The following is a 20,358-nucleotide window of genomic DNA, read 5'->3' as shown; positions in this document are numbered from 1 at the left end:
GGCAGGCCGAGTGTAGCGAGCGTCCCGGTGGTCTGCGGCCTGTGCCACAGCGCACAACCCGCCCGCGCCACAAAAAAACCCCCTGTCGAAAAAACTGACACCCTGTCCGCCAGTCCGCCAAATCAAAGCTGCAACCCTTTGATTTACAACATTTTTTAATGCAGGCCCTGTTTTTGCTACGGAGTCATGCACCCACTACCGGAGACGCTCCATGCAAGCCCGCACCCTCAAGCGCACCCTGACTGCCGTATCCGTCACGATCCTGGCAGCAGCCTCTGCCTACGCAGCGCCCTCGACGCTCATCTACATCAACAGCTCGAGCGGCGCCCTCTACTCGTACGACGCCAGCGCCGCCTATGCCGAGTCACTGGTGAACCCGTCAACCGGCGCGTTCAGCATATCGTCGGGCCCTCAGGGGAACACGCTGTACGTCCAGTCGGGTAGCGGCAGCCTCTCCACCTACAACCTGCTCAGCAATGTGCAGACGAACGTGGGTGGATCGGTGCCAGGCAACGCCCTGGGCGAAGGGCGTGACGGCTTGCTGTACGCCGGGTCGGGCGTGGGCCTGTACAGCGTGAACCCGCTCAACGGCAACTCCACGTTCGTGGGCAACGGAAGCTATGGCTACGCGGGCGACATCGCCGTCGACCCGACCGACTTGACCGCCATGTACGGCGCCGTCAGCACCGGCAACGGAGTGGCGCTGGCCCTGGTCAACAAAAGCACGGGCTCGCAGTCGCTGGTGGGCCTGTTTGGCGTGACCGGCGACATCTTCGGGCTGGGCTTCTCCCTGGACGGCACGCTGTATGCAGCCGGCCCCGGCGGCGGCAGTGGTGCCGGAAGCATCTACACCATCGACAAGACCACGGGCGCGGCCACCCAGGTGCGCAGCCTGAACTACCAGCCCTACGACATGGCCACGCAGCCGTTCGAGCGCAACGAGGTTCCCGAGCCGGCCACCATGGCGCTGCTGGGCATGGCGCTGGCGGGCCTCGGACTGTCCATGCGCCGTCGCAAGCCCTGATATTTACCTGGCGCCCATTCAGCGCCAGGAACCAGCCAGGCCGCAGCCCCTGGCCCGTATCACGCATGACCCGCAAGACCGGCAACTGCAAGGCGCGGGCCGGCCTTGCAAGCGCCGCGAACCGCAAACCTTGCGGGCCACGGGATGCAGGCTGAGGGGTTCAATTTTCAAATGATTCAGGGCTTCAACCCTTTCAGAACCTGCGGTAGGCGCTATGGTTTTTTACGCCTGCGCTAAGGAGTCTGGGGCAAGTCGCTTTTCGGAAAGACGTTGTGTTCCACGTCCAGCCAGGCTGGCTTTTCAGCGTACATATCGGCCACCAATTGCTTGATGGCTTCGATGTGCCAGCCGTTGTCGTTGATGCGGTGAGTCAGGATGACCGGCGAGGTGGCACGCTCATCGTCAATCAAGCGGTAATGCAGGTCATTGCGCAGCCGCGCCGAGGCAGGAATGAGACAGATCCCCGACTCGGCGGCCACCAGCCCCAGCGCGGTCTGGATCTCGCGCACCTCGTGAACCTCGGAGGGATGGATGGCCTGGTCATTGAGCAGGCTCAGAACGTGGTCAGCAAAGCTGGGGCGTGGCTCTTTGGGATAAACGATGAGCTTTTGCCCTTCAAGATCCTTGAGGGTGGCTTGCCTGGCCCCTTTGGTGAGCGGCGAGTCCGGCGGCAGGGCGAGCACCAGCCGCTCTTCGCGCAAGACGATGCGCTCCACCGACGCGTCGTTGCTGCGAATGCGACCGAAGCCCACGTCAATCCGCCCCGACTTCAGCGCGGCGAGCTGCTGCATCGAGGTCAGCTCCACCAACTTGATGTCCAAGTCAGGGTAATGCTGCCGCAGCTTGCGCACCAGCATGGGCAGGCCACCGTACAGCGTGGAGGCAACGAATCCGATGGACAAGGTTTGGCGCTGATTGAGGCCGATCTGCTGGGTGGTGCTCTTGAGCTGATCAAGGCGGTTGATGATTTGGAGCGCCTGCTCATAAAAACTGCGCCCCGCATCGGTCAGACGCAGCGGCCGACTGTTGCGCAGTATGAGCTGCACGCCCAGCTCCTCTTCGAGCAGTTGAATCTGCCGGCTCAGCGGGGGCTGGGCAATGTGAAGCTGTTCGGAGGCACGCGTGAAGTTGCGTGTGTTGGCTACAGCGACGAAATACTTGAGCTGCCGGACATCCATAAGGGAAAACCATAGGTAGGCATGAATTGCGATATTTAAGTCATTGATTTATTTATGCATGATGATCAATCATACTTTTTAAGTATCGCACTAGACAAATTTAGTGTTGGGCGGAACGTGGGGCCTGGCATCCAATCGCGGACATGGAAAACACACGAAACTCTCAAGCTTGCGTAGCTCCAGCGCTCATCGAGCGGGTGGAGACCTTCTTGCTCGATCTGCCCACGATCCGTCCCCATCAGTTGTCCATGGCGACGATGAACGGCCAGACCCTGATGCTCGTGCGCCTTTACTGTTCAGACGGCACAGTGGGCGTCGGCGAAGGGACCACGATCGGTGGGCTGGCTTATGGAGCCGAATCGCCCGAAGGCATGAAGCTGGCCGTTGATACCTATTTCGCGCCGCTGCTGATCGGCGCGGATGCCAGCCACGTCCCCGCCATCATGGCCAAGCTCAACAAGGCCATCCACGACAACCGCTTTGCCAAGTGCGCCGTGGAGACAGCATTGTTCGATGCGCTGGGCCAGCGTACCGGTCTGCCTGTGTCCCAGCTGCTGGGCGGGCGTGTCCGCGACAGCCTGCCGGTGGCATGGACGCTGGCGTCCGGCGATACGGCCAAGGACATCGACGAGGCCGAGCGCATGCTGGCGCAGCGCCGCCACAACATCTTCAAGCTCAAGATCGGCCGTCGCGCCGTGGATGCCGACGTGGCGCACGTTGCCACCATCAAGAAAGCGCTGGGCGACCGCGGCGCCGTGCGGGTGGACGTGAACATGGCCTGGAGTGAGCTTGAAGCCCAGCGTGGCCTGGCCGGGCTGGTGGACGCGGGATGTGAACTGGTGGAGCAGCCCGTGGCCTCTGTCGATGCGCTGGCGCGCCTGAAAGGCCGCTTTGCAATTGCCGTGATGGCCGACGAATCGCTGACCGGCCCGACCTCGGCGTTCGCGCTGGCGCGGGTCGCAGGCGCCGATGTGTTCGCCATCAAAACCGAACAGTCCGGCGGCCTGCGGGCAGCCCAGCAGGTGGCGGCGATCGCCGACGCAGCGGGCATTGAACTCTATGGCGGAACCATGCTTGAAGGCGCGATCGGCACGATCGCCTCTGCCCATGCCTTCGCCACATTCCGCGATCTGCAATGGGGTACCGAGCTGTTCGGCCCCTTGCTGCTGACCGAAGAAATCCTGACCCAACCCCTGCAGTACCGCGATTTCCAGCTCGCAGTGCCGACGGGGCCAGGCTTGGGCATTGCACTGGACGAAGACCGCATCCAGTTCTTCCGCCGCGACAGGAAACAGGGCGCCGCTGTGGCAGCCGCCTAAATCGTCGCAACCTTTCATTCACCACGTTTTTAACCCACGACCGGAAAAAAGGAGACCGCGATGAGCGTCCAAATTTTCAATACTCCCGAGGTACAGGATTTCCTGCGTTTGGCCAGCGGCCTGGATCAGAGCGGGGGCAATCCGCGCGTCAAGCAAATCGTCCATCGCATCCTGTCCGACCTGTACAAGACGATCGAGGATCTGGAAGTCACATCGGACGAGTACTGGGCAGGGATCGCCTATCTGAATCAGCTCGGCGCCCGGGGCGAGGCTGGCCTGCTCTCGCCCGGCCTGGGCTTTGACCGCTACCTGGACATGCGCATGGATGCTGAAGACGCCGCTCTGGGTGTCGCAGGCGCCACGCCGCGCACCATCGAAGGCCCCCTGTACGTGGCCGGCGCGCCCGTCGCGCAAGGTTTTGCCCGTCTGGACGACGGCAGCGACAAGGAAGGCCATACCCTGATCATGCACGGCACGGTGCATGGCGCGGATGGCAAGCCGCTGGCCGGCGCGAAGGTCGAAGTCTGGCATGCCAACACCAAGGGCTTCTACTCCCACTTTGACCCCACGGGCGAGCAAAAGCCGTTCAACATGCGTCGTACCATCGTCACCGACGCCCAGGGCCGCTACAAGTTCCAGAGCATCGTGCCCAAGGGTTATGGATGCCCGCCCGATGGCCCCACGCAAGGCCTGCTCAACCAGCTGGGCCGCCATGGCAACCGTCCGGCGCACATTCACTTCTTCGTCACCGCAGAGGGCCACCGCAAGCTGACGACGCAGATCAACATCGACGGTGATCCGCTGGTCTTCGACGACTTCGCCTATGCCACCCGCGAAGGTCTGGTGCCACCGCTGGTCGAGCGCACCGACCCGGCCAGCATCAAGGCCGAGGGACTCGATGGTCCGTTCGCCGAGATCGTTTTCGACATCTCGCTCACTGCCCTGGTCAATGGCGTGGACAACCAGATCGTCAACCGTCCCCGCCTCGAGGCCTGAGCCGACGGCCTGACTTCTGACCGCCGTGGCGCCACGTGCGCCACGGCCGCTTAGATCGTATTTCCCTCTCCTACCGAACCGCGCCGTGGATCGTGGGAGATGTCTGCACACCAAGGAGACACATCATGAACACTGCCGTACGCGATGACCGGTATCAGAACATCGAGAAGCTGCTGGAAGACGCGCTGCAAGAAGATAAGGAGCAAGGCATCTTCAGGTGCCGTCGGGACATCTTCACCAATCCCGATCTGTTCGAGCTCGAGATGAAGCACATCTTCGAATCGAACTGGGTGTATCTGGCCCACGAGAGCCAGATCCCGAACAACAACGATTACTACACCACCTGGATCGGCCGCCAGCCCATCATCATCACCCGCGACAAGACTGGTGAACTGCATGCAGTGATCAACGCCTGCGCGCACAAGGGCGCCATGCTTTGCCGTCGCAAGCACGGCAACAAGGGCAGCTTCACCTGCCCGTTCCACGGCTGGTCGTTCAGCAACAGCGGCAAGCTGCTCAAGGTCAAGGACGAGAAGACCACCGAATACCCGGTGTCCTTCAACAAGAACGGTTCGCATGACCTGACCAAGGTCGCGCGCTTTCAGAGCTACAAGGGCTTTCTGTTCGGCAGCCTCAACGCCGATGTCCTGCCGCTGGAGGACTACCTGGGCGAGACCCGCGTCATCATCGACCAGATCGTGGACCAGGCTGCCGATGGCCTGGAGGTGCTGCGCGGCAACTCCAGCTACATCTACGACGGCAACTGGAAGATGCAGATGGAAAACGGCTGCGACGGCTACCACGTCAGCACCGTGCACTGGAATTACGCCGCCACCATGAGCCGGCGCAAGGAAGGCGGCACCAAGGCCACGGATGCCAACAACTGGAGCAAGGCCACCGCTGGCGTGTACGGCTTCGAGAATGGCCACATCCTGCTGTGGACCAACACGCTGAACCCTGAGGTGCGTCCGATCTGGAACCAGCGCGAAGACCTGGCACGGCGCGTGGGCCAGGACCGCGCAGACTTCATCGTGGGCCAGACCCGCAACCTGTGCCTGTACCCGAACGTGTTCCTGATGGATCAGTTCGGCACCCAGATCCGTGTGGTGCGCCCCCTCAGCGTGGACAAGACCGAAGTCAGCATCTTCTGCTTCGGCCCCAAGGGCGAGAGCGCGGAAGATCGCGCGATCCGCATCCGCCAATACGAGGACTTCTTCAACGTGTCGGGCATGGGCACGGCCGACGATCTGGAAGAGTTCCGCGCGTGCCAGGCTGGCTATGCAGGTTCGGCAGTAGGCTGGAACGACCTCAGCCGCGGCGCTCCGCTGTGGATCGAAGGGCCGGACGAAAACGCCAGGAAGATGGGCATGAAGCCCTTGCTCAGCGGCGAGCGCAGCGAGGACGAGGGCCTGTTCGTTTGTCAGCACCACTACTGGGTGCAAGAGATGCGCAAAGCAGTGCAGCAAGAGCGTGAAGGAGTTCAGCCATGAGTCAGGAAAACCAAGCCAACTACGGCGCCATCTGCGCTTTTCTCTACCGCGAGGCACGCCATCTGGACGACCGCGAATGGGAACCCTGGCTGGAAATGTATGCCGAGGACGCCGAATACTGGATGCCGGCCTGGGACGACGACGACCAGTTGACCGACGACCCGCAAAGCCAGATCTCGCTGATTTACTACCCCAACCGCAACGGGTTGGAAGACCGGGTGTTTCGCATCAAGACCGAGCGCTCCAGCGCATCCATGCCCGAGCCGCGCACCAACCACATGCTCACCAATGTGGAAGTGCTGGCCGAGCGTGACGACGGCGTGGACGTTCGCTACAACTTCCATACCCTCAGCCACCGGTACAAGGTCACAGACCACTTCTTCGGCACGGTGTACGCCACGCTGCGCAAGGTGGGGGGCAGCTTTCTGATCGCTCGCAAGAAGATCGTTCTCAAGAACGACTACATCCGCCAGGTGATCGACATTTATCACATCTGACGGATAAGGAGATCACGATGAGCAGCTACCGAATAGCCCTGAACTTCGAGGACGGTGTCACCCGCTTCGTGGACTGCGGTGCCAACGAGAAAGTGCTGGACGCCGCATTCCGCAACCGCATCAACCTGCCGATGGATTGCTCCGACGGCGTGTGCGGCACCTGCAAGTGCCGCGCCGAAAGCGGCACCTACGATCTGGGTGACGACTACATCGAAGACGCGCTGACCGAGCAAGAGGCGGCCGAGGGGCTGGTGCTGACCTGCCAGATGGTGCCCAAGTCCGACTGCGTGATCGCGGTGCCCGTGCCGTCCACCGCATGCAAGACCGGCATGGCCCAGTTCAGCGGATCGGTCGCAGCCATTACACAGTTCAGCGACGCGGCCTACGAGCTCGCGCTGGACGTGCCGCAGGACGCTCCGGCGTTCCTGCCAGGCCAGTACGTCAACATCAACGTGCCGGGCAGCAACCAGCATCGCTCCTATTCGTTCAGCTCTGCGCCGGGCGCGCAGCGCATGAAGTTTCTGATCAAGCACGTGCCTGGCGGCCTGATGAGTGGTTGGCTGGCGGGTGCCACGTCCGGCGCGCCCGGCGGCGGGCTGGAGATGACGGGCCCGCTGGGCAGCTTCTACCTGCGCGCCGTGACGCGTCCCTTGCTGTTCCTTGCCGGCGGCACGGGACTGGCGCCCTTCCTGTCGATGCTGGAGGTGCTGGCCACACAAGGCACGACGCACCCCGTGCACATGATCTACGGCGTGACGCGCGACCAGGATCTGGTGCTGGTGGAGCGGCTGCAGGATTACGCCCAGCGCATTCCCGGCTTCACCTTCACCACCTGCGTGGCCGACCCGGCGACGTCGCATGAACGCCAGGGCTATGTCACCAACCACATGCCTGCGCAAGTGCTGCATGCGGGCAACGTCGATGTGTACCTGTGCGGCCCCCCGCCGATGGTGGAGGCCGTGCAAAAGCACTTCAAGGCCGAAGGCATCACGCCCGCGAACTTCTACTACGAGAAGTTCACGCCCAACCAGCCCGCGGCTTGAACGGAGCACAGCATGACGCAACGATTTGAAGGCAAGGTCCTGATCGTGACGGGCGCGGCCCAGGGTATCGGTCGCGGCGTTGCATTGCGCGCCGCTGCCGAGGGCGGGCGGGTGGTGCTGGTCGATCGTGCCGACTTCGTCACCGAGGTGGCGGCCGAGGCACCGGGCGGCAACACCGCGGGCTTTGTCGCCGACCTGGAAACCTACGAAGGCGCACGTTCGGCAATGGCCTTTGCCGCCGGGAAGTTCGGCGGCATCGACATCCTGATCAACGGCGTTGGCGGTGCCATTCGCATGCGCCCGTATGCCGAGTTCGAGCCTGAGCAGATCGACGCCGAAATCCGCCGGTCGCTGATGCCCACCCTGTACGCCTGCCACGCGGTGCTGCCCCACCTGCTGGCGCGTGGTGGCGGCACCATCGTCAACGTATCGTCCAACGCGACGCGCGGCATCCGCCGCGTGCCGTATTCGGCGGCGAAAGGCGGCGTCAACGCGCTGACGCAGTCCCTGGCGATGGAGTACGCGCCGCACAACATCCGGGTGGTGGCAACCGCCCCAGGTGGCACCAACGCACCGCCGCGGCGTGTGCCGCGCAACGCGGCCGGCGACAGCGCGCAGGAACAGGCGTGGATGCGCGAGGCGGTCCAGCAGGTGACCGAGTCGAACTTCTTCAAGCGCTACGGCAATTTGGAGGATCAGGTCGGGCCGATCCTTTTCATGGCTTCGGACGAGGCTGCCTACATCACTGGCGCAGTGCTGCCAGTGGCGGGAGGGGACAACGGCTGACCATCTGCCCACACCCATGAAACATACCTGCGCCGCCACGCCAACAAGAAGACTCATACCCTGCAAAACGCCCGGCTGCGCCGTGGAGATCAGCGCAGTGGCGATGTGGCGCCAACCGTTAGAACGAATCAGCTGAGACATTCGCCCCCGCGGCAACAAACAGGAGACAAACATGAAAACGCTGGAAGTCAACCAGATCATCGACAACGCGCGCTTCACCCGATTTCACTGGATGGTGATGTGCCTGTGCGGCTTGCTGCTCATCTTTGATGGATATGACCTGTTCATCTACGGCGCGGTGTTGCCCGTGCTGATGAAGGAATGGGGCCTGACGCCGGTGCAAGCCGGCGCCCTGGGCAGCTACGCGCTGTTCGGCATGATGTTCGGCGCTTTCGTGTTTGGTCCGTTGGCCGACCGCATCGGCCGCAAGAAGGGTGTGGCGCTCAGCTTCGTGCTGTTCAGTGTCGCCACGTTCCTGTGCGGCTTTGCAACCTCACCGACCGAGTTCGGCATTTACCGCTTCATCGCGGGCCTGGGCTGCGGCGGCCTGATGCCCAATGCCGTGGCTCTGATGAACGAATACGCGCCCAAACGGGCCCGCAGTACCCTGGTCGCCATCATGTTCAGTGGCTACTCGCTGGGCGGCGTGCTGTGCGCGGGCCTGGGCATCTACATGCTGCCGCGCTATGGCTGGCAATCCATGTTCTTTGCCTCCGCCGTGCCGTTGGTACTGTTGCCCCTCATTCTGTGGAAACTGCCCGAGTCCGTGGGTTTCCTGCTGCGCATGGGCCAGGAAGCCAAGGCGCGTGAAATGCTGGGCAAGGTGGCTCCATACGCTCCGCTGCCTGCGGGCGTGCAACTGGTTCAGCACGACGCCAAGGGCGCAGGCGTGCCGCTGCTCGACCTGTTCAAACAGGGCCGCACGGTGGGCACCCTCATGATCTGGCTGTCGTTCTTTTGCTGCCTGCTGATGGTGTACGCACTGGGCTCCTGGCTGCCCAAACTGATGGCCAACGCGGGCTACAGCCTGGGTTCCAGCCTGTCCTTCCTGCTCATGCTGAACTTTGGCGGCGTGGTGGGCGCCATTTTGGGCGGCTGGCTGGGCGATCGTTTCAGCCTGCCCAAGGTGGTGGCGGTCTTCTTCACGCTGGGCACGGTATCCATCGCGCTGCTGGGTTTCAACAGCCCCATGCCCTTGCTGTATCTGCTGATCGCCATTGCCGGCGCCACCACCATCGGCACCCAGATTCTGCTGTACGCCAACACGGCGCAGTTCTACCCGCTGTCCATGCGTTCTACAGGTCTGGGCTGGGCATCTGGCGTCGGCCGTACGGGGGCCATCGTCGGCCCTCTGCTGGGAGGCTCACTGATCGCAGCCGCCTTGCCGCTGAAGATGAACTTCCTGGTGTTTGCTGTGCCCGGCTTGGTGGCGGCGCTCGCCATTGGCTTTTTTATCCTGTGGTACGGCCGTACTCCTGCAAATGCCAATGCAGTGGCACCGGCCCCACAACCTGCCACTTCCCTGTAAGGCATCGATGGACTGCCAATGACAAACGTCAAGGGGGTGCAGTGATGTCTTCTATATTCATCCGTGTCGCAATCCGCAGCCGGTTGGCGGCTGCGAAGGAAGCATGGCTCACATTCCCTTAACGAAGCAATGAACGTGAACGATAAAGCCTTTCAACTGAAAACATCCCGCGGCGACTTCAGGGTGGCCGTGGATGGCGATGAAACAGCCCCGGCGCTGGTTTTGAGCAACTCCCTGGGTACGACACTGGAGATGTGGGCGCCGCAGGTGGCTGCGTTCTCTGCGGGCCACCGGCTGATCCGCTACGACACCCGCGGCCATGGCGGCAGCCCGGTCACGCCCGGCCCCTACAGCTTCGATGATCTGGGCCAGGACGTACTCGCCGTGCTGGATGCCTTGCAGATCAAGCGCGCCGCGTTCTGCGGCATATCGATGGGCGGCCATACCGGGCTGTGGCTGGGCATCCATGCGGGCCCGCGCCTGAGCGCTATCGCGGTCTGCAATAGCGCCGCAAAGATCGGCGCGGAGCCGGCCTGGCGCGAGCGCGCTGCCATGGTGCGCAGCGGTGGCGCAGCTGGCATGCGGGCACTGGCCAATTCCGCACCGGGCCGCTGGTTCACGGACGGCTTCATCCACGCTCATCCTGCAACCGTGCAGCAAGCACAGGAGGGAATCGCTGGCATCGATCCCGAAGGTTACGCGTCGTGCTGCGAGGCGCTTGCGTCGTCGGATCTGCGGGCCGACATCGGCCGCATCGCCGTACCCACGCTGCTGCTGGCGGGCGAGTCCGATCCGGTGACCACGGTGGCCGACGCCCAGGCCATGCAGGCCGGCATTCCAGGCGCACGCCTGGCCGTAGTGCCTGCTTCCCACCTCTCCAATCTGGAAGCGCCCCAGGCATTCAACCAGGCGTTGCTGGACTTCATATCCAGCATCCCGGCGGCCTGATCACACGCATTTTTCACACACAAAGGAGCTCCCATGCTGTACCTGGTTCACATGATTGTTGACATTCCCTCCACTTTGCCGGCTGAAGAAGCTGCGCGCATCAAGGCCGAAGAAAAAGCCTACTCGCAAGAGCTGCAGCGCTCTGGCAAATGGCCGCACCTGTGGCGCGTGGTGGGCGAGTACGCCAACTACAGCGTTTTCGATGTGGAAAGCAACGACGAACTGCACGACACGCTCAGCAAGCTGCCGCTGTTCCCGTTCATGAGGATTTCGGTGACGCCACTGGCCAAACACCCCTCGTCCATCAAGTAAGCGGGCGTTCAATGTGCATGGGGCGTGGGGGCGCCATCGCCGGGTCTGCCCTTGGTGGCAGCCTTTCGGCCTTTGACGTCCCACTGAAGAACCTGTTTTCAGCCGGCAGCCACTGATGGAGTTCAAGCAGGGTTCTCTGACCGCCTGGGTGGCCGGATTTCTGGCGGTCCTGATTTCGTACGCCGGACCGCTCGTCATCTTCATCCAGGCTGCACAAGCAGGCCATATCTCGAATGCTGAACTGACGTCCTGGATCTGGGCCATCTCGATCGGAGCCGGCGTCAGCGGCCTGCTGCTGAGCTGGTGGCTCAAACTGCCGGTCATCACGGCGTGGTCCGCTCCCGGAACCGCCTTGCTGCTCAGCCTGTTCCCCGACATCTCGATGCCGGAAGTGGTAGGCGCCTACCTCACGGCCGCGGTCATCGTCATCGCAATTGGCGTCACGGGTTATTTCGAGAAGATCGTTGCTTTCATCCCAAGGGGCATTGCGGCGGCGATGATGGCTGGCATCCTGTTTCAGTTCGGGGTCCAAGCCTTTCGCGCCAGCGTGGACATGCCCATCGTCGTCTTCGCCATGCTGGCGGCCTACCTGGTCAGCAAGCGGCTATGGCCACGCTACGCCATCGTCATCGTGGCACTGACAGGCTTCGCCGTCGCGTTCGCCATGGGCACGACCCATTTGCAGGCCCTCGGACTGGAACTGGCAAGACCGGTGTTCGTCGCGCCGCAATTCAATATCGGTGTGTTTCTGAGCTTCTCCGTGCCTCTGGTGCTGGTGAGCCTGACGGGACAGTACCTGCCAGGCATGGCCGTGCTGCAGCTGGCGGGGTATCGCGTGCCGTCGCGCGCCGTGGTAACGGGGACGGGCCTGGCATCGCTGCTGACGGCGTGCTTTGGCGGCATCAGCATCGTTCTGGCAGCCATCACCGCCGCGCTGTGCACTGGCAGGGATGCGCACGCGGACCCCGCAAAACGCTACATCGCGGGTATTGCCAACGGCGTGTTCTACCTCGTCGGCGGGGCCTTCGCGGGAACCATCGTGCAGGTGTTCACTGCATTCCCGTCGGCACTGATCGCGGCGTTGGCGGGCCTGGCGCTGATCGGCGCCATCGTCTCCAACATTCGCATTCTCGTGAGCGAAGACGCCTACGTGGAGCCTTCGGTCATCACCTTTTTGGCAACCGCCTCGGGAATGACACTGTTCGGACTGGGAGCAGCATTCTGGGGCGTGGTGTTCGGCATGGCCTCGTATTGGCTGTTTGGCAAGCCAAAGGTAGCGCAAAGCAAAGAGCGCTGATGAAGGCAGCAACGATGCATACGAAGGCTTTTTGAGCCTGCGCCCGCCCCGCACCTGCGCCAAGGTCTGCCCCCCGTGCCTGCGCGGCGCCGGGGCGGAGGAATCAATGGGCCTTGTCCCAGTTCGGGCCGACGCCCACCTCGGCCAGCAGCGGCACCTTGAGCGCCGCCACGCCGGCCATCAGGCGCGGGATGTGGCTGCGCAGCCAGTCCACCTCGCCCTCGGGCAGCTCGAAGACGAGTTCGTCGTGCACCTGCATGATCATCTTGATGGTGGGCTTGTGGGCATCCAGCTCTTTTTGCACCGCCACCATGGCCATCTTGATGAGATCCGCCGCCGTGCCCTGCATGGGCGCGTTGATGGCAGCGCGCTCGGCACCGGCGCGGCGCGGGCCGTTGGGCGAGTTGATTTCGGGCAGATACAGGCGCCGGCCAAACACGGTCTCGACATAGCCCATGGACTTGGCCGCGGCCTTGGTCTCGTCCATGTACTGCTTGACGCCGGGGTAGCGCTGAAAGTAGCGGTCGATGTAGGCGGCGGCGGCCTTGTTCTCGATGCCCAGATTTTTGGCCAGGCCAAAGCTGCTCATGCCGTAGATCAGGCCGAAGTTGATGACCTTGGCGTAGCGGCGCTGCTCGCCCGTCACCTGGTCCAGCGCCACGCCAAACACTTCGGCGGCGGTGGCGCGGTGCACGTCCAGGCCGGCGTGGAAGGCGTGCAAGAGCGCGTGGTCTCCGCTGATGTGGGCCATGATGCGCAGCTCGATCTGGCTGTAGTCTGCGCTGGCGATCACGCAGCCGGGGGGAGCCACGAAGGCCTCGCGGATGCGCCGGCCCTCGGCCGTGCGGATGGGGATGTTTTGCAGATTGGGCTCGTTGCTCGACAGCCGCCCCGTCACCGCCACGGCCTGCGCGTAGTGCGTGTGCACGCGGCCGGTGCGCGGCAGCGCCAGTTGCGCCAGCTTGTCGGTGTAGGTGCCCTTGAGCTTGACCAGACTGCGGTGCTCCAGCAGCTTGGCGGGCAGGGGGTAGTCTTCGGCCAGTTTTTCCAGCACTTCTTCGTCGGTGCTGCGCGCGCCGGTAGCGGTCTTCTTGACCACGGGCATGCCCAGCTTGTCGAAGAAGATTTCACCCAGCTGCTTGGGGCTGCTCAGGTTAAACGGCTGGCCGGCGATGGCGTAGGCCTCGGTTTCCAGTTGCAGGATGCGCTGGCCCAGCTCGTGGCTTTGCGCGGCCAGCGTGGGCGCGTCGATCAGCACGCCATTGCGCTCGATGCGGTACAGCGCCTCGCTGCAGGCAATCTCCAGTTCGTAGATGGCGCGCAGTTTGTCGTCGGCCTGCAGCAGCGGCCACAGCGCCAGGTGCACGTCCAGCGTCTGGTCCGAGTCTTCGCAGGAATAAGCCGCAGCTTTATCCACCGGCACCTGGGCAAAGGGGATCTGGTGCGCGCCCTTGCCGCACAGGTCTTCGTAGCTGATGCCTGTGCGGCCGGTGTGGCGTTCGGCCAGGCTGGTGAGGTTGTGCGGCTTGTGCACTTCGAGCACGTAGCTTTGCAGCATGGTGTCGTGCACGTAGCCCTGCACTTCGATGCCGTGGTTGGCGAACACATGGCGGTCGTATTTGATGTGCTGGCCCAGCTTGTTGTGGCGCGCATCCTCCAGCCAGGGCTTGAGGCGCGCCAGCACCTCATCGCGCGGCAGTTGCGCGGGCGCGTCCGGCCCGGCATGGGCCAGCGGAATGTAGGCCGCCTCGCCCGGCTGCACGCTGAAACTGATGCCCACGATTTCTGCGCGCATTTCGTCAATCGAGGTGGTTTCGGTGTCCAGCGCCACCAGATCGGCCTTTTGCAGGCGCTGCAGCCAGTGGTCGAAGTCGATCCAGTTCAGGATGATGTCGTACACCACCGCACGGTGCTGCGCAGCCTCGGCCACGGGGCTGGCGGAGTGGTCGGCAAACAGGTCACCGCTTTCGCCGGGCATGGCGACAACGGGGGCGGGCGCCGCTGCAGGTGATGCGGCATCGCCCAGGGCGCGCGCCAGGCCCTTGAAGCCGTATTGCTCGTAAAAGTCCTTGAGCCGGGGCGCATCGGGCGCGCCAACGGTGATGGCGTCGAGCGAAGGCAGGCCATCGACCCAGCCATTCAGGTCGCAATCGGTCTTGATGGTCAGCAGCTGCCGGCCCGTGGGCAGCCAGTCCAGCGCCTTGCGCAGGTTCTCGCCGGCCACGCCCTTGATCTTGTCGGCGCTGGCCACCACACCGTCGAGCGAGCCATATTCCTGCAGCCACTTGGCGGCCGTTTTGGGGCCGACCTTTTGCACGCCGGGCACGTTGTCCACCTGATCGCCCACCAGGGTCTGAAAATCCACCATCAGCCGCGCGGGCACGCCAAACTCGGCCTGCACCCCCGCCAGGTCGCGGCGCTTGCCGTTCATGGTGTCGATGATGGTGATGTGCTCGTTGACCAGCTGCGCCAGATCCTTGTCGCCGCTGCTCACGATCACCTCGATGCCCTGGCGCGCCGCCGTCGCGGCCAGGGTGCCAATCACGTCATCGGCTTCGACGCCGGGGATACACAACACCGGCCAGCCCAGCAGCCGCACCACCTCGTGGATGGGCGAGATCTGCGCGCGCAGGTCGTCGGGCATGGGAGCGCGGTGCTGCTTGTACTCTGGGTACAGCGCATCGCGGAAGGTGGGGCCGCTGGCATCGAACACGCAGGCGGCATAGTCGGCCCGCACTTCCTTTTTGAGCGCCTGCAGCATGTTGATCATGCCGCGTATGGCGCCCGTGGGCGCACTGGCGGCATCGCCGGGTACAGCGCGCAGGTCAGGCATGGCATGGAAGGCGCGGTACAGGTAGCTGGAGCCATCCACCAGCACCAGGGTTTTAGAGTCGCTCATGGAGCGATTGTGCACACATGCGCCCGGCTGCTGCACAAAGCCCGCCGCATGCCGCCCACAGCGCATAGCCTGTGCCGCACCATGCGGCGGGCACGCCGTTCGCAGCCGTCAACAGCTGTTGGTAGCTGTTCGCGCCGCGCCTGCAGCGCGCTCACGGCGCCTACAATCGCGCCCCATGCGCGCCCTTCACACTCCGCTCCTGCTGCTGGTTCTGGCCAGCCCCGCTGTTCTGGCCCAAAGCACCAGTCCCGATGCCGCCCGGCCCACAGGGCAGGAACGCACTCAGCCCTTGACACGAGAGCCGACGCTGGAAGACCGCCGCAATCAGCGCGCCGAGCGCATCGTGGTGGAAGACGCCGGCAGCCGCGTGCAAGAGCTGCGTGTGGGCGGCCAGACGCAAAGCATCACCGTGCAACCCAAGACCGGCACGCCAGTGCCTGCCTACGAGGTGCGAGCCAACGACGGCGCGCGTGCGCGGCCCGGCAACTTCAACGAGTCGGACACCGTGACCGCTCCGCGCGTATGGAACCTGCGGGCTTTCTGACCCCGCGCTACCCACATCACCCGCCCCGCTTCCAGCGTTTTCATGCAGCACGCCTGTGCATTGACCTACTGACCGATGGCCGTTTTCACCGAAGTCTCCCCCAAAGAGGCGCGCGACCTGCTGCGCCGACTGCGACTGGGCAAGCTGCTTGAGCTGCGCGGCATCGAAGGCGGCATCGAGAACACCAACTACTTCGTCACCTGCGAGCAGGGCGAGTACGTGCTCACGCTGTTCGAGCGCCTCACGGCCGAGCAATTGCCCTTTTACCTGCACCTGATGAAGCACCTGGCGCACGCGGGCATCCCCGTGCCCGACCCGCAGGCCGACGCGCATGGCGCCATCCTGCACCAGGTGGCCGGCAAACCTGCCGCGCTGGCCACCAAGCTGCGCGGCAAGAGCCAGCTGGCCCCGCAAGCCGTGCACTGCGCGGCCGTGGGCGACATGCTGGCGCGCATGCACCTAGCGGGGCGCGACTACCAGCGCCAGCAGCCCAACCTGCGCGGCCTGCCCTGGTGGAACGAGACCGTGCCCGTGGTGCTGCCGCACATCGGCGCCGAGCAAGCGGCGCTGCTGCAATCCGAGCTGGCGTATCAAAACCATGTGGCCACCAGTTCGGCCTACGCCGCCCTGCCCCGCGGCCCGGTGCATGCCGACCTGTTTCGCGACAACGTGATGTTTGACGGTGATGCGCTCACCGGCTTTTTCGACTTCTACTTTGCGGGCGTGGACACCTTCCTGTTCGACCTGGCGGTATGCCTGAACGACTGGTGCATCGACCTGGACACCGGCGCGCACGACCCGCAGCGCGCCCAGGCCATGATCGACGCCTATCAGGCGGTGCGCCCCCTCACCGCGCACGAACGCCCGCTGCTGCCGGCCATGCTGCGCGCCGGCGCGCTGCGCTTTTGGATATCGCGCCTATGGGACTTTTATCTGCCGCGCGAGGCCAGCATGCTCAAACCCCACGACCCCGCGCACTTCGAACGCGTGCTGCGCCAGCGTGTGGCCCAGCCCGTGCTGTTGTAGCAGGCGTGCACACAATGCCCTGCGCACGGGGCACAAACCGCTGGCTGGGGTAAATTCCTCATGCACCCGCATCACAGCCGGGTGCGCCACTTCGACTGCCACTCATGAAACTGCACATCGTCCCCGCGCGCACGGGCCTGGAATGGGTACGCCTGGGCATCCGGGTTTTCTGGCGCCAGCCCATGGCCCTGGCCGCGCTTTTCTTCATGACCATGGCCGCCATGTCGCTGGTCAACATGCTGCCGCTGGTCGGCCCTGCCGTGGCGCTGGCCCTGCTGCCATCGGCCACACTGGCCATGATGGTGGCCGCCGCCGAGGCCAGCCAGGGCCGCGCGCCCACGCCCGCCCTGCTGCTGGTGGCATTTCGCACCGGCAAACAGCGCCTGCACGCCATGCTGATGCTAGGCGCGCTGTACGCCGTGGGGTTTCTGTGTGTGATGGGGCTGTCTGCGCTGCTCGATGACGGCCAGTTTGCTCAGGTCTATCTGGGTGGCCAGCCGCTCACCCGCGAGGTGGCCGAGTCCGGCGACTTCCAGGCCGCCATGTGGCTGTCGCTGCTGCTGTACGTGCCGCTGTCGCTGCTGTTCTGGCATGCGCCCGGTCTGGTGCACTGGCACAACGTGCCGCCCGTCAAGGCGCTGTTCTTCAGCATCGTGGCCTGTCTGCGCAACTTCGGCGCCTTCATGGTCTATGGCCTGTCGTGGATCGGCGTGTTTCTGGGCGCGGGCATCGCCATCAGCCTGGTGATCACGCTGCTGACCGCGATGGGTTTGGGCGCAGGCGTTGCGGGAGGCCTCATGGTGGCCACGGCCATGATGCTTGCCGCCATGTTTCTGGCGTCGGTGGTGTTTACGTTCCGCGACTGTTTTGACGCACCCGAGCGCACCCAGGACGCGCCTACAAAGACTACCGAGTGACCGGCGCCGCCGCGCGCATCGCACCAAGAGGCCGCAAACCGCCGGCCTGCGACGTGGCAAAGCCTTGCGATGGCCCGCGGCTACCGCGGCGATTGATGCCTCGCCTGACGATCTCGACAGGTTTCGGTCTTCCAACGGACTGCCAACCCGCAACACGGTCTAGGCGCTTTCGTAGTTGTGGCAACCCAAAGCCATGCACTTGACAGGCTTGCTGTCGGGACAGAAGCGGTAGATCTCGGCCACCCAACCTAACGTGTTGGGCTGCTGCGATGCTCGTCGGCAGCCGTTGCGCCGGTGATCCGGGTATTCCAGCGTGCGTACTGCTCGCCTTTGGCGGCGCACCACAAGCTTTCCAGATGAAAGTTCAGTGTCACCCATTATTTGGTGCCGGGACAAACCGCTGCATCGCCAGCCCCTGTGCTGGGCGTGACCACCTCTCTTAACGCGCTCGTCACATTCCCCACCTAACATGCACTACTGCACGCAGTAGGCTGCTCAATATCGCCAAGTGGTCTGCTTTTTTTCATTACCAAGAGAAATCGTTTCAACATGTCCAACACGACGATGCCCTCCCGCCGTAAAGCACTTCAATTCCTGGCCGGCATTCCCATGCTCCCCCTCGGCGCCGGCGCCACAGCCTCGTTGCTGTCCGCTTGTGGCGGCAATGACGATGCCAGCTTCGTGTCTGCCAGCTTCACTTCTATGGCGGCCCCCACGCTTGCCAACCCCGCGGCGATGGCAACGACGACCGTAGGCTCCAGCCTCAAGGTCAAGCTGAGCGACAACTCTGAGCAGACTTACCAACTGGCTTACCAGCCTTTCTTCGTGACCGGCGATATGGTCGACGACGGCAAGGGTGGCAAGGTTCTGGCTGGTGGCTATTTCGATATCAACAACAAGCCCATCATCGACAAGACCGTTGCCGGCAAGGAGCGCCAATTCTTCTCTGACTGCCCCGATGGTGCTTCGCTGATCAAGATCGACGGCGCCAAGGTGGCAGGCGTCAAGGGCAACACGCTGTTCGCCGTAGTGCAGTTCGAGTACACCACTTGGGCGCAAGACGGCAAAACCGACATGTACGGCAAGCTGCCTTCGCCCATCGCCGTGCTGACGTTGGATCAAGACCCTGCCACCGGCAAGCTCAGCCTGGTCAAGTACCACAACGTGGACACCAGCAGCGTCAATGGCCTGTGGATCACCTGCGGCGCCAGCCTGTCGCCTTGGGGCACGCACCTGTCGAGCGAAGAGTACGAGCCCGACGCATTCGCCGCCCGCGACAAGAACAACATGGATGCCTACAGCCTGAACCTGTACGGGGACGCTGCCAAGGCCAATCCGTACCTCTACGGCCACCTGCCCGAAGTGACCGTGAATCCCGACGGCACCGGCACCATCAAGAAGCACTACTGCACTGGCCGCATTTCCAAAGAACTCGTGCAAATCATGCCCGACAACCGCACGGCTCTGTGTGGTGACGACTGGACGAACGGTGGCCTGTTCATGTTCGTGGCCGACAAAGAGCGCGACTTGTCCTCTGGTTCGCTGTATGTGGCCCAGTGGGAGCAAACATCGTCGGCTGGTGCTGGCTCGGGCAAGCTGACCTGGATCAAGCTCGGCAGCGCCACTAGCGCCGAGATCGAAACGCTGGCCAAGACGCTGAAGCCGACTGACATCATGGATGTCAAGACAGCCGACCCCCAGGATCCCACCTACACCAAGATCAATTACAGCGGCAAGTTCAACTGGGTCAAGCTCAAGCCCGGTATGGAGAAGGCCGCCGCCTTCCTCGAAACCCACCGTTACGCCGCATTGATGGGCGCCAGCATGGGCTTTACCAAGATGGAAGGCACCGCCGTGAATATCAAGGACAAGGTCGCCTACTCGGCCATGTCGCGCCTGGAATCTTCGATGATCAAGGGCAACGCTGCTGCGCAGGCAGGCGGCATTGCACTCGACAAGCAGATCCGTGCTGGCGCAGTGTACGCGCTGAATCTCAAGGGTGGCATCAAGGACACCAAGGGCGCTGCCATCAACAGTGATTGGGTGGCCGTGGACATGGCGGCTCCCGCAGCCCTGGTCGGCGAAGATCTGGCAACGCCCGACGCCTTGGGCAACACCGCCAACCCCGACAAGATCTCTAACCCTGACAACCTGAAGTTCTCAGAAAAGATGCGTACGCTGTTCATCGGTGAAGACAGCGGCCAGCACGTCAACAACTTCCTGTGGGCCTACAACGTGGACACCAAGACGCTGTCGCGCGTGATGTCGGTTCCCGCAGGCGGCGAATCCACTGGCCTGCAAGCCGTGGACGAGATCAACGGCTGGACCTACATCATGAGCAACTTCCAGCACGCTGGCGACTGGGGCAGCATTCACGATGTGGTCAAGGGCACGCTGGATCCGCTGATCAACGCCAACTACAAGAACAAGTTCGGCGCCGCTGTAGGTTACCTCACCAGCACACCGACACAGCCGAAGCTGGGCTGAGCCCTGTAATGGTGGGATTGAGGTTGGGTAAAAACTGCCTAACCTCGACATACAAGCTACAAGCGGG

At 63.4% G+C, this 20,358-nt stretch carries 17 protein-coding genes; 15 read left to right on the top strand and 2 right to left on the bottom strand.

Annotation, left to right across the window (positions count from 1 at the left end):
• Nucleotides 1-211: 211 nt before the first annotated feature.
• Complete coding sequence (locus AB7E35_RS02025) at nt 212-1,024, top strand: PEP-CTERM sorting domain-containing protein (RefSeq protein ID WP_428162352.1); 813 nt, start codon at nt 212-214, stop codon at nt 1,022-1,024.
• A 233-nt stretch (nt 1,025-1,257) separates the two neighbouring features.
• Here the strand turns inward: AB7E35_RS02025 and AB7E35_RS02020 are convergent, their stop codons facing one another.
• Nucleotides 1,258-2,202 carry a LysR family transcriptional regulator gene (locus AB7E35_RS02020; RefSeq protein ID WP_428166982.1) on the bottom strand — a complete coding sequence of 315 codons (945 nt, stop codon included), beginning with the start codon at nt 2,200-2,202 and terminating at the stop codon, nt 1,258-1,260.
• Nucleotides 2,203-2,345: 143 nt separating this feature from the next.
• On the opposite strand from AB7E35_RS02020, the gene AB7E35_RS02015 reads away from it, so the two are divergent.
• The 10 genes from AB7E35_RS02015 to AB7E35_RS01970 all read left to right on the top strand — a co-directional run bounded on the left by AB7E35_RS02015 (nt 2,346) and on the right by AB7E35_RS01970 (nt 12,418).
• Complete coding sequence (locus AB7E35_RS02015) at nt 2,346-3,521, top strand: muconate/chloromuconate family cycloisomerase (protein WP_428166981.1); 1,176 nt, start codon at nt 2,346-2,348, stop codon at nt 3,519-3,521.
• A 60-nt stretch (nt 3,522-3,581) separates the two neighbouring features.
• Nucleotides 3,582-4,517, top strand: coding sequence for a catechol 1,2-dioxygenase (catA, locus tag AB7E35_RS02010; RefSeq protein ID WP_428162349.1), 936 nt, complete (start codon nt 3,582-3,584; stop codon nt 4,515-4,517).
• Nucleotides 4,518-4,642: 125 nt separating this feature from the next.
• Nucleotides 4,643-6,007, top strand: coding sequence for a Rieske 2Fe-2S domain-containing protein (locus AB7E35_RS02005; RefSeq protein ID WP_428166980.1), 1,365 nt, complete (start codon nt 4,643-4,645; stop codon nt 6,005-6,007).
• On the top strand, nt 6,004-6,504 hold the full coding sequence (gene benB, locus AB7E35_RS02000; protein WP_428166979.1) for a benzoate 1,2-dioxygenase small subunit: 501 nt from the start codon (nt 6,004-6,006) through the stop codon (nt 6,502-6,504). Before AB7E35_RS02005 ends, benB begins: the two co-directional genes overlap by 4 nt.
• Nucleotides 6,505-6,521: 17 nt before the next feature.
• Nucleotides 6,522-7,547: a benzoate 1,2-dioxygenase electron transfer component BenC gene (gene benC / locus AB7E35_RS01995; protein ID WP_428162920.1), complete on the top strand. Its 1,026-nt coding sequence runs from the start codon at nt 6,522-6,524 to the stop codon at nt 7,545-7,547.
• 12 nt (nt 7,548-7,559) lie between these two features.
• The gene (gene benD, locus AB7E35_RS01990) at nt 7,560-8,333 is read left to right on the top strand and encodes a benzoate diol dehydrogenase BenD (protein WP_428162919.1); all 774 of its coding nucleotides are present in this window, start codon (nt 7,560-7,562) and stop codon (nt 8,331-8,333) included.
• Nucleotides 8,334-8,505: 172 nt separating this feature from the next.
• Nucleotides 8,506-9,861 carry an MFS transporter gene (locus AB7E35_RS01985; protein ID WP_428162918.1) on the top strand — a complete coding sequence of 452 codons (1,356 nt, stop codon included), beginning with the start codon at nt 8,506-8,508 and terminating at the stop codon, nt 9,859-9,861.
• Between the two features lie 135 nt (nt 9,862-9,996).
• Nucleotides 9,997-10,809 (top strand): 3-oxoadipate enol-lactonase, encoded by an 813-nt coding sequence (gene pcaD, locus AB7E35_RS01980; protein ID WP_428162917.1) that lies wholly within the window; start codon nt 9,997-9,999, stop codon nt 10,807-10,809.
• A gap of 33 nt (nt 10,810-10,842) precedes the next feature.
• Complete coding sequence (catC, locus tag AB7E35_RS01975; protein ID WP_428162916.1) at nt 10,843-11,121, top strand: muconolactone Delta-isomerase; 279 nt, start codon at nt 10,843-10,845, stop codon at nt 11,119-11,121.
• A 115-nt stretch (nt 11,122-11,236) separates the two neighbouring features.
• A complete protein-coding gene (locus AB7E35_RS01970; protein ID WP_428162915.1) occupies nt 11,237-12,418 on the top strand; it encodes a benzoate/H(+) symporter BenE family transporter in 1,182 nt (393 codons plus the stop codon).
• A 103-nt stretch (nt 12,419-12,521) separates the two neighbouring features.
• Here AB7E35_RS01970 and polA read toward each other — a convergent pair whose 3' ends face one another.
• Nucleotides 12,522-15,317, bottom strand: a complete 2,796-nt coding sequence (polA, locus tag AB7E35_RS01965; RefSeq protein WP_428166978.1) for a DNA polymerase I — start codon at nt 15,315-15,317, stop codon at nt 12,522-12,524.
• Nucleotides 15,318-15,492: 175 nt separating this feature from the next.
• Between polA and AB7E35_RS01960 the strand changes: the two genes are divergently transcribed.
• The 4 genes from AB7E35_RS01960 (at nt 15,493) to AB7E35_RS01945 (ending at nt 20,291) form a co-directional block, all read left to right on the top strand.
• Nucleotides 15,493-15,861: a hypothetical protein gene (locus tag AB7E35_RS01960; protein WP_428166977.1), complete on the top strand. Its 369-nt coding sequence runs from the start codon at nt 15,493-15,495 to the stop codon at nt 15,859-15,861.
• A 75-nt stretch (nt 15,862-15,936) separates the two neighbouring features.
• Nucleotides 15,937-16,887 carry a homoserine kinase gene (locus AB7E35_RS01955; protein WP_428162912.1) on the top strand — a complete coding sequence of 317 codons (951 nt, stop codon included), beginning with the start codon at nt 15,937-15,939 and terminating at the stop codon, nt 16,885-16,887.
• A gap of 104 nt (nt 16,888-16,991) precedes the next feature.
• Nucleotides 16,992-17,804 (top strand): BPSS1780 family membrane protein, encoded by an 813-nt coding sequence (locus tag AB7E35_RS01950; RefSeq protein ID WP_428166976.1) that lies wholly within the window; start codon nt 16,992-16,994, stop codon nt 17,802-17,804.
• A 549-nt stretch (nt 17,805-18,353) separates the two neighbouring features.
• The gene (locus AB7E35_RS01945; RefSeq protein WP_428166975.1) at nt 18,354-20,291 is read left to right on the top strand and encodes a PhoX family protein; all 1,938 of its coding nucleotides are present in this window, start codon (nt 18,354-18,356) and stop codon (nt 20,289-20,291) included.
• The last annotated feature ends 67 nt before the right edge of the window (nt 20,292-20,358 follow it).

This window comes from Diaphorobacter sp. (assembly GCF_050251835.1).
Classification (GTDB): domain Bacteria; phylum Pseudomonadota; class Gammaproteobacteria; order Burkholderiales; family Burkholderiaceae_C; genus JBFXIE01.
Note: the sequence above shows the minus strand (reverse complement) of the source record. Positions and strands in the feature narration are given on the sequence as shown.

Bases quoted from the DNA above. Each gene is read 5' to 3' on its own strand.
- AB7E35_RS02025 (WP_428162352.1), top strand. From the start codon at position 212: ATGCAAGCCCGCACCCTCAAGCGCACCCTGACTGCCGTATCCGTCACG.
- AB7E35_RS02020 (WP_428166982.1), bottom strand. From the start codon at position 2,202: ATGGATGTCCGGCAGCTCAAGTATTTCGTCGCTGTAGCCAACACACGC.
- AB7E35_RS02015 (WP_428166981.1), top strand. From the start codon at position 2,346: ATGGAAAACACACGAAACTCTCAAGCTTGCGTAGCTCCAGCGCTCATC.
- catA (WP_428162349.1), top strand. From the start codon at position 3,582: ATGAGCGTCCAAATTTTCAATACTCCCGAGGTACAGGATTTCCTGCGT.
- AB7E35_RS02005 (WP_428166980.1), top strand. From the start codon at position 4,643: ATGAACACTGCCGTACGCGATGACCGGTATCAGAACATCGAGAAGCTG.
- benB (WP_428166979.1), top strand. From the start codon at position 6,004: ATGAGTCAGGAAAACCAAGCCAACTACGGCGCCATCTGCGCTTTTCTC.
- benC (WP_428162920.1), top strand. From the start codon at position 6,522: ATGAGCAGCTACCGAATAGCCCTGAACTTCGAGGACGGTGTCACCCGC.
- benD (WP_428162919.1), top strand. From the start codon at position 7,560: ATGACGCAACGATTTGAAGGCAAGGTCCTGATCGTGACGGGCGCGGCC.
- AB7E35_RS01985 (WP_428162918.1), top strand. From the start codon at position 8,506: ATGAAAACGCTGGAAGTCAACCAGATCATCGACAACGCGCGCTTCACC.
- catC (WP_428162916.1), top strand. From the start codon at position 10,843: ATGCTGTACCTGGTTCACATGATTGTTGACATTCCCTCCACTTTGCCG.
- AB7E35_RS01970 (WP_428162915.1), top strand. From the start codon at position 11,237: ATGGAGTTCAAGCAGGGTTCTCTGACCGCCTGGGTGGCCGGATTTCTG.
- polA (WP_428166978.1), bottom strand. From the start codon at position 15,317: ATGAGCGACTCTAAAACCCTGGTGCTGGTGGATGGCTCCAGCTACCTG.
- AB7E35_RS01960 (WP_428166977.1), top strand. From the start codon at position 15,493: ATGCGCGCCCTTCACACTCCGCTCCTGCTGCTGGTTCTGGCCAGCCCC.
- AB7E35_RS01955 (WP_428162912.1), top strand. From the start codon at position 15,937: ATGGCCGTTTTCACCGAAGTCTCCCCCAAAGAGGCGCGCGACCTGCTG.
- AB7E35_RS01950 (WP_428166976.1), top strand. From the start codon at position 16,992: ATGAAACTGCACATCGTCCCCGCGCGCACGGGCCTGGAATGGGTACGC.
- AB7E35_RS01945 (WP_428166975.1), top strand. From the start codon at position 18,354: ATGTCCAACACGACGATGCCCTCCCGCCGTAAAGCACTTCAATTCCTG.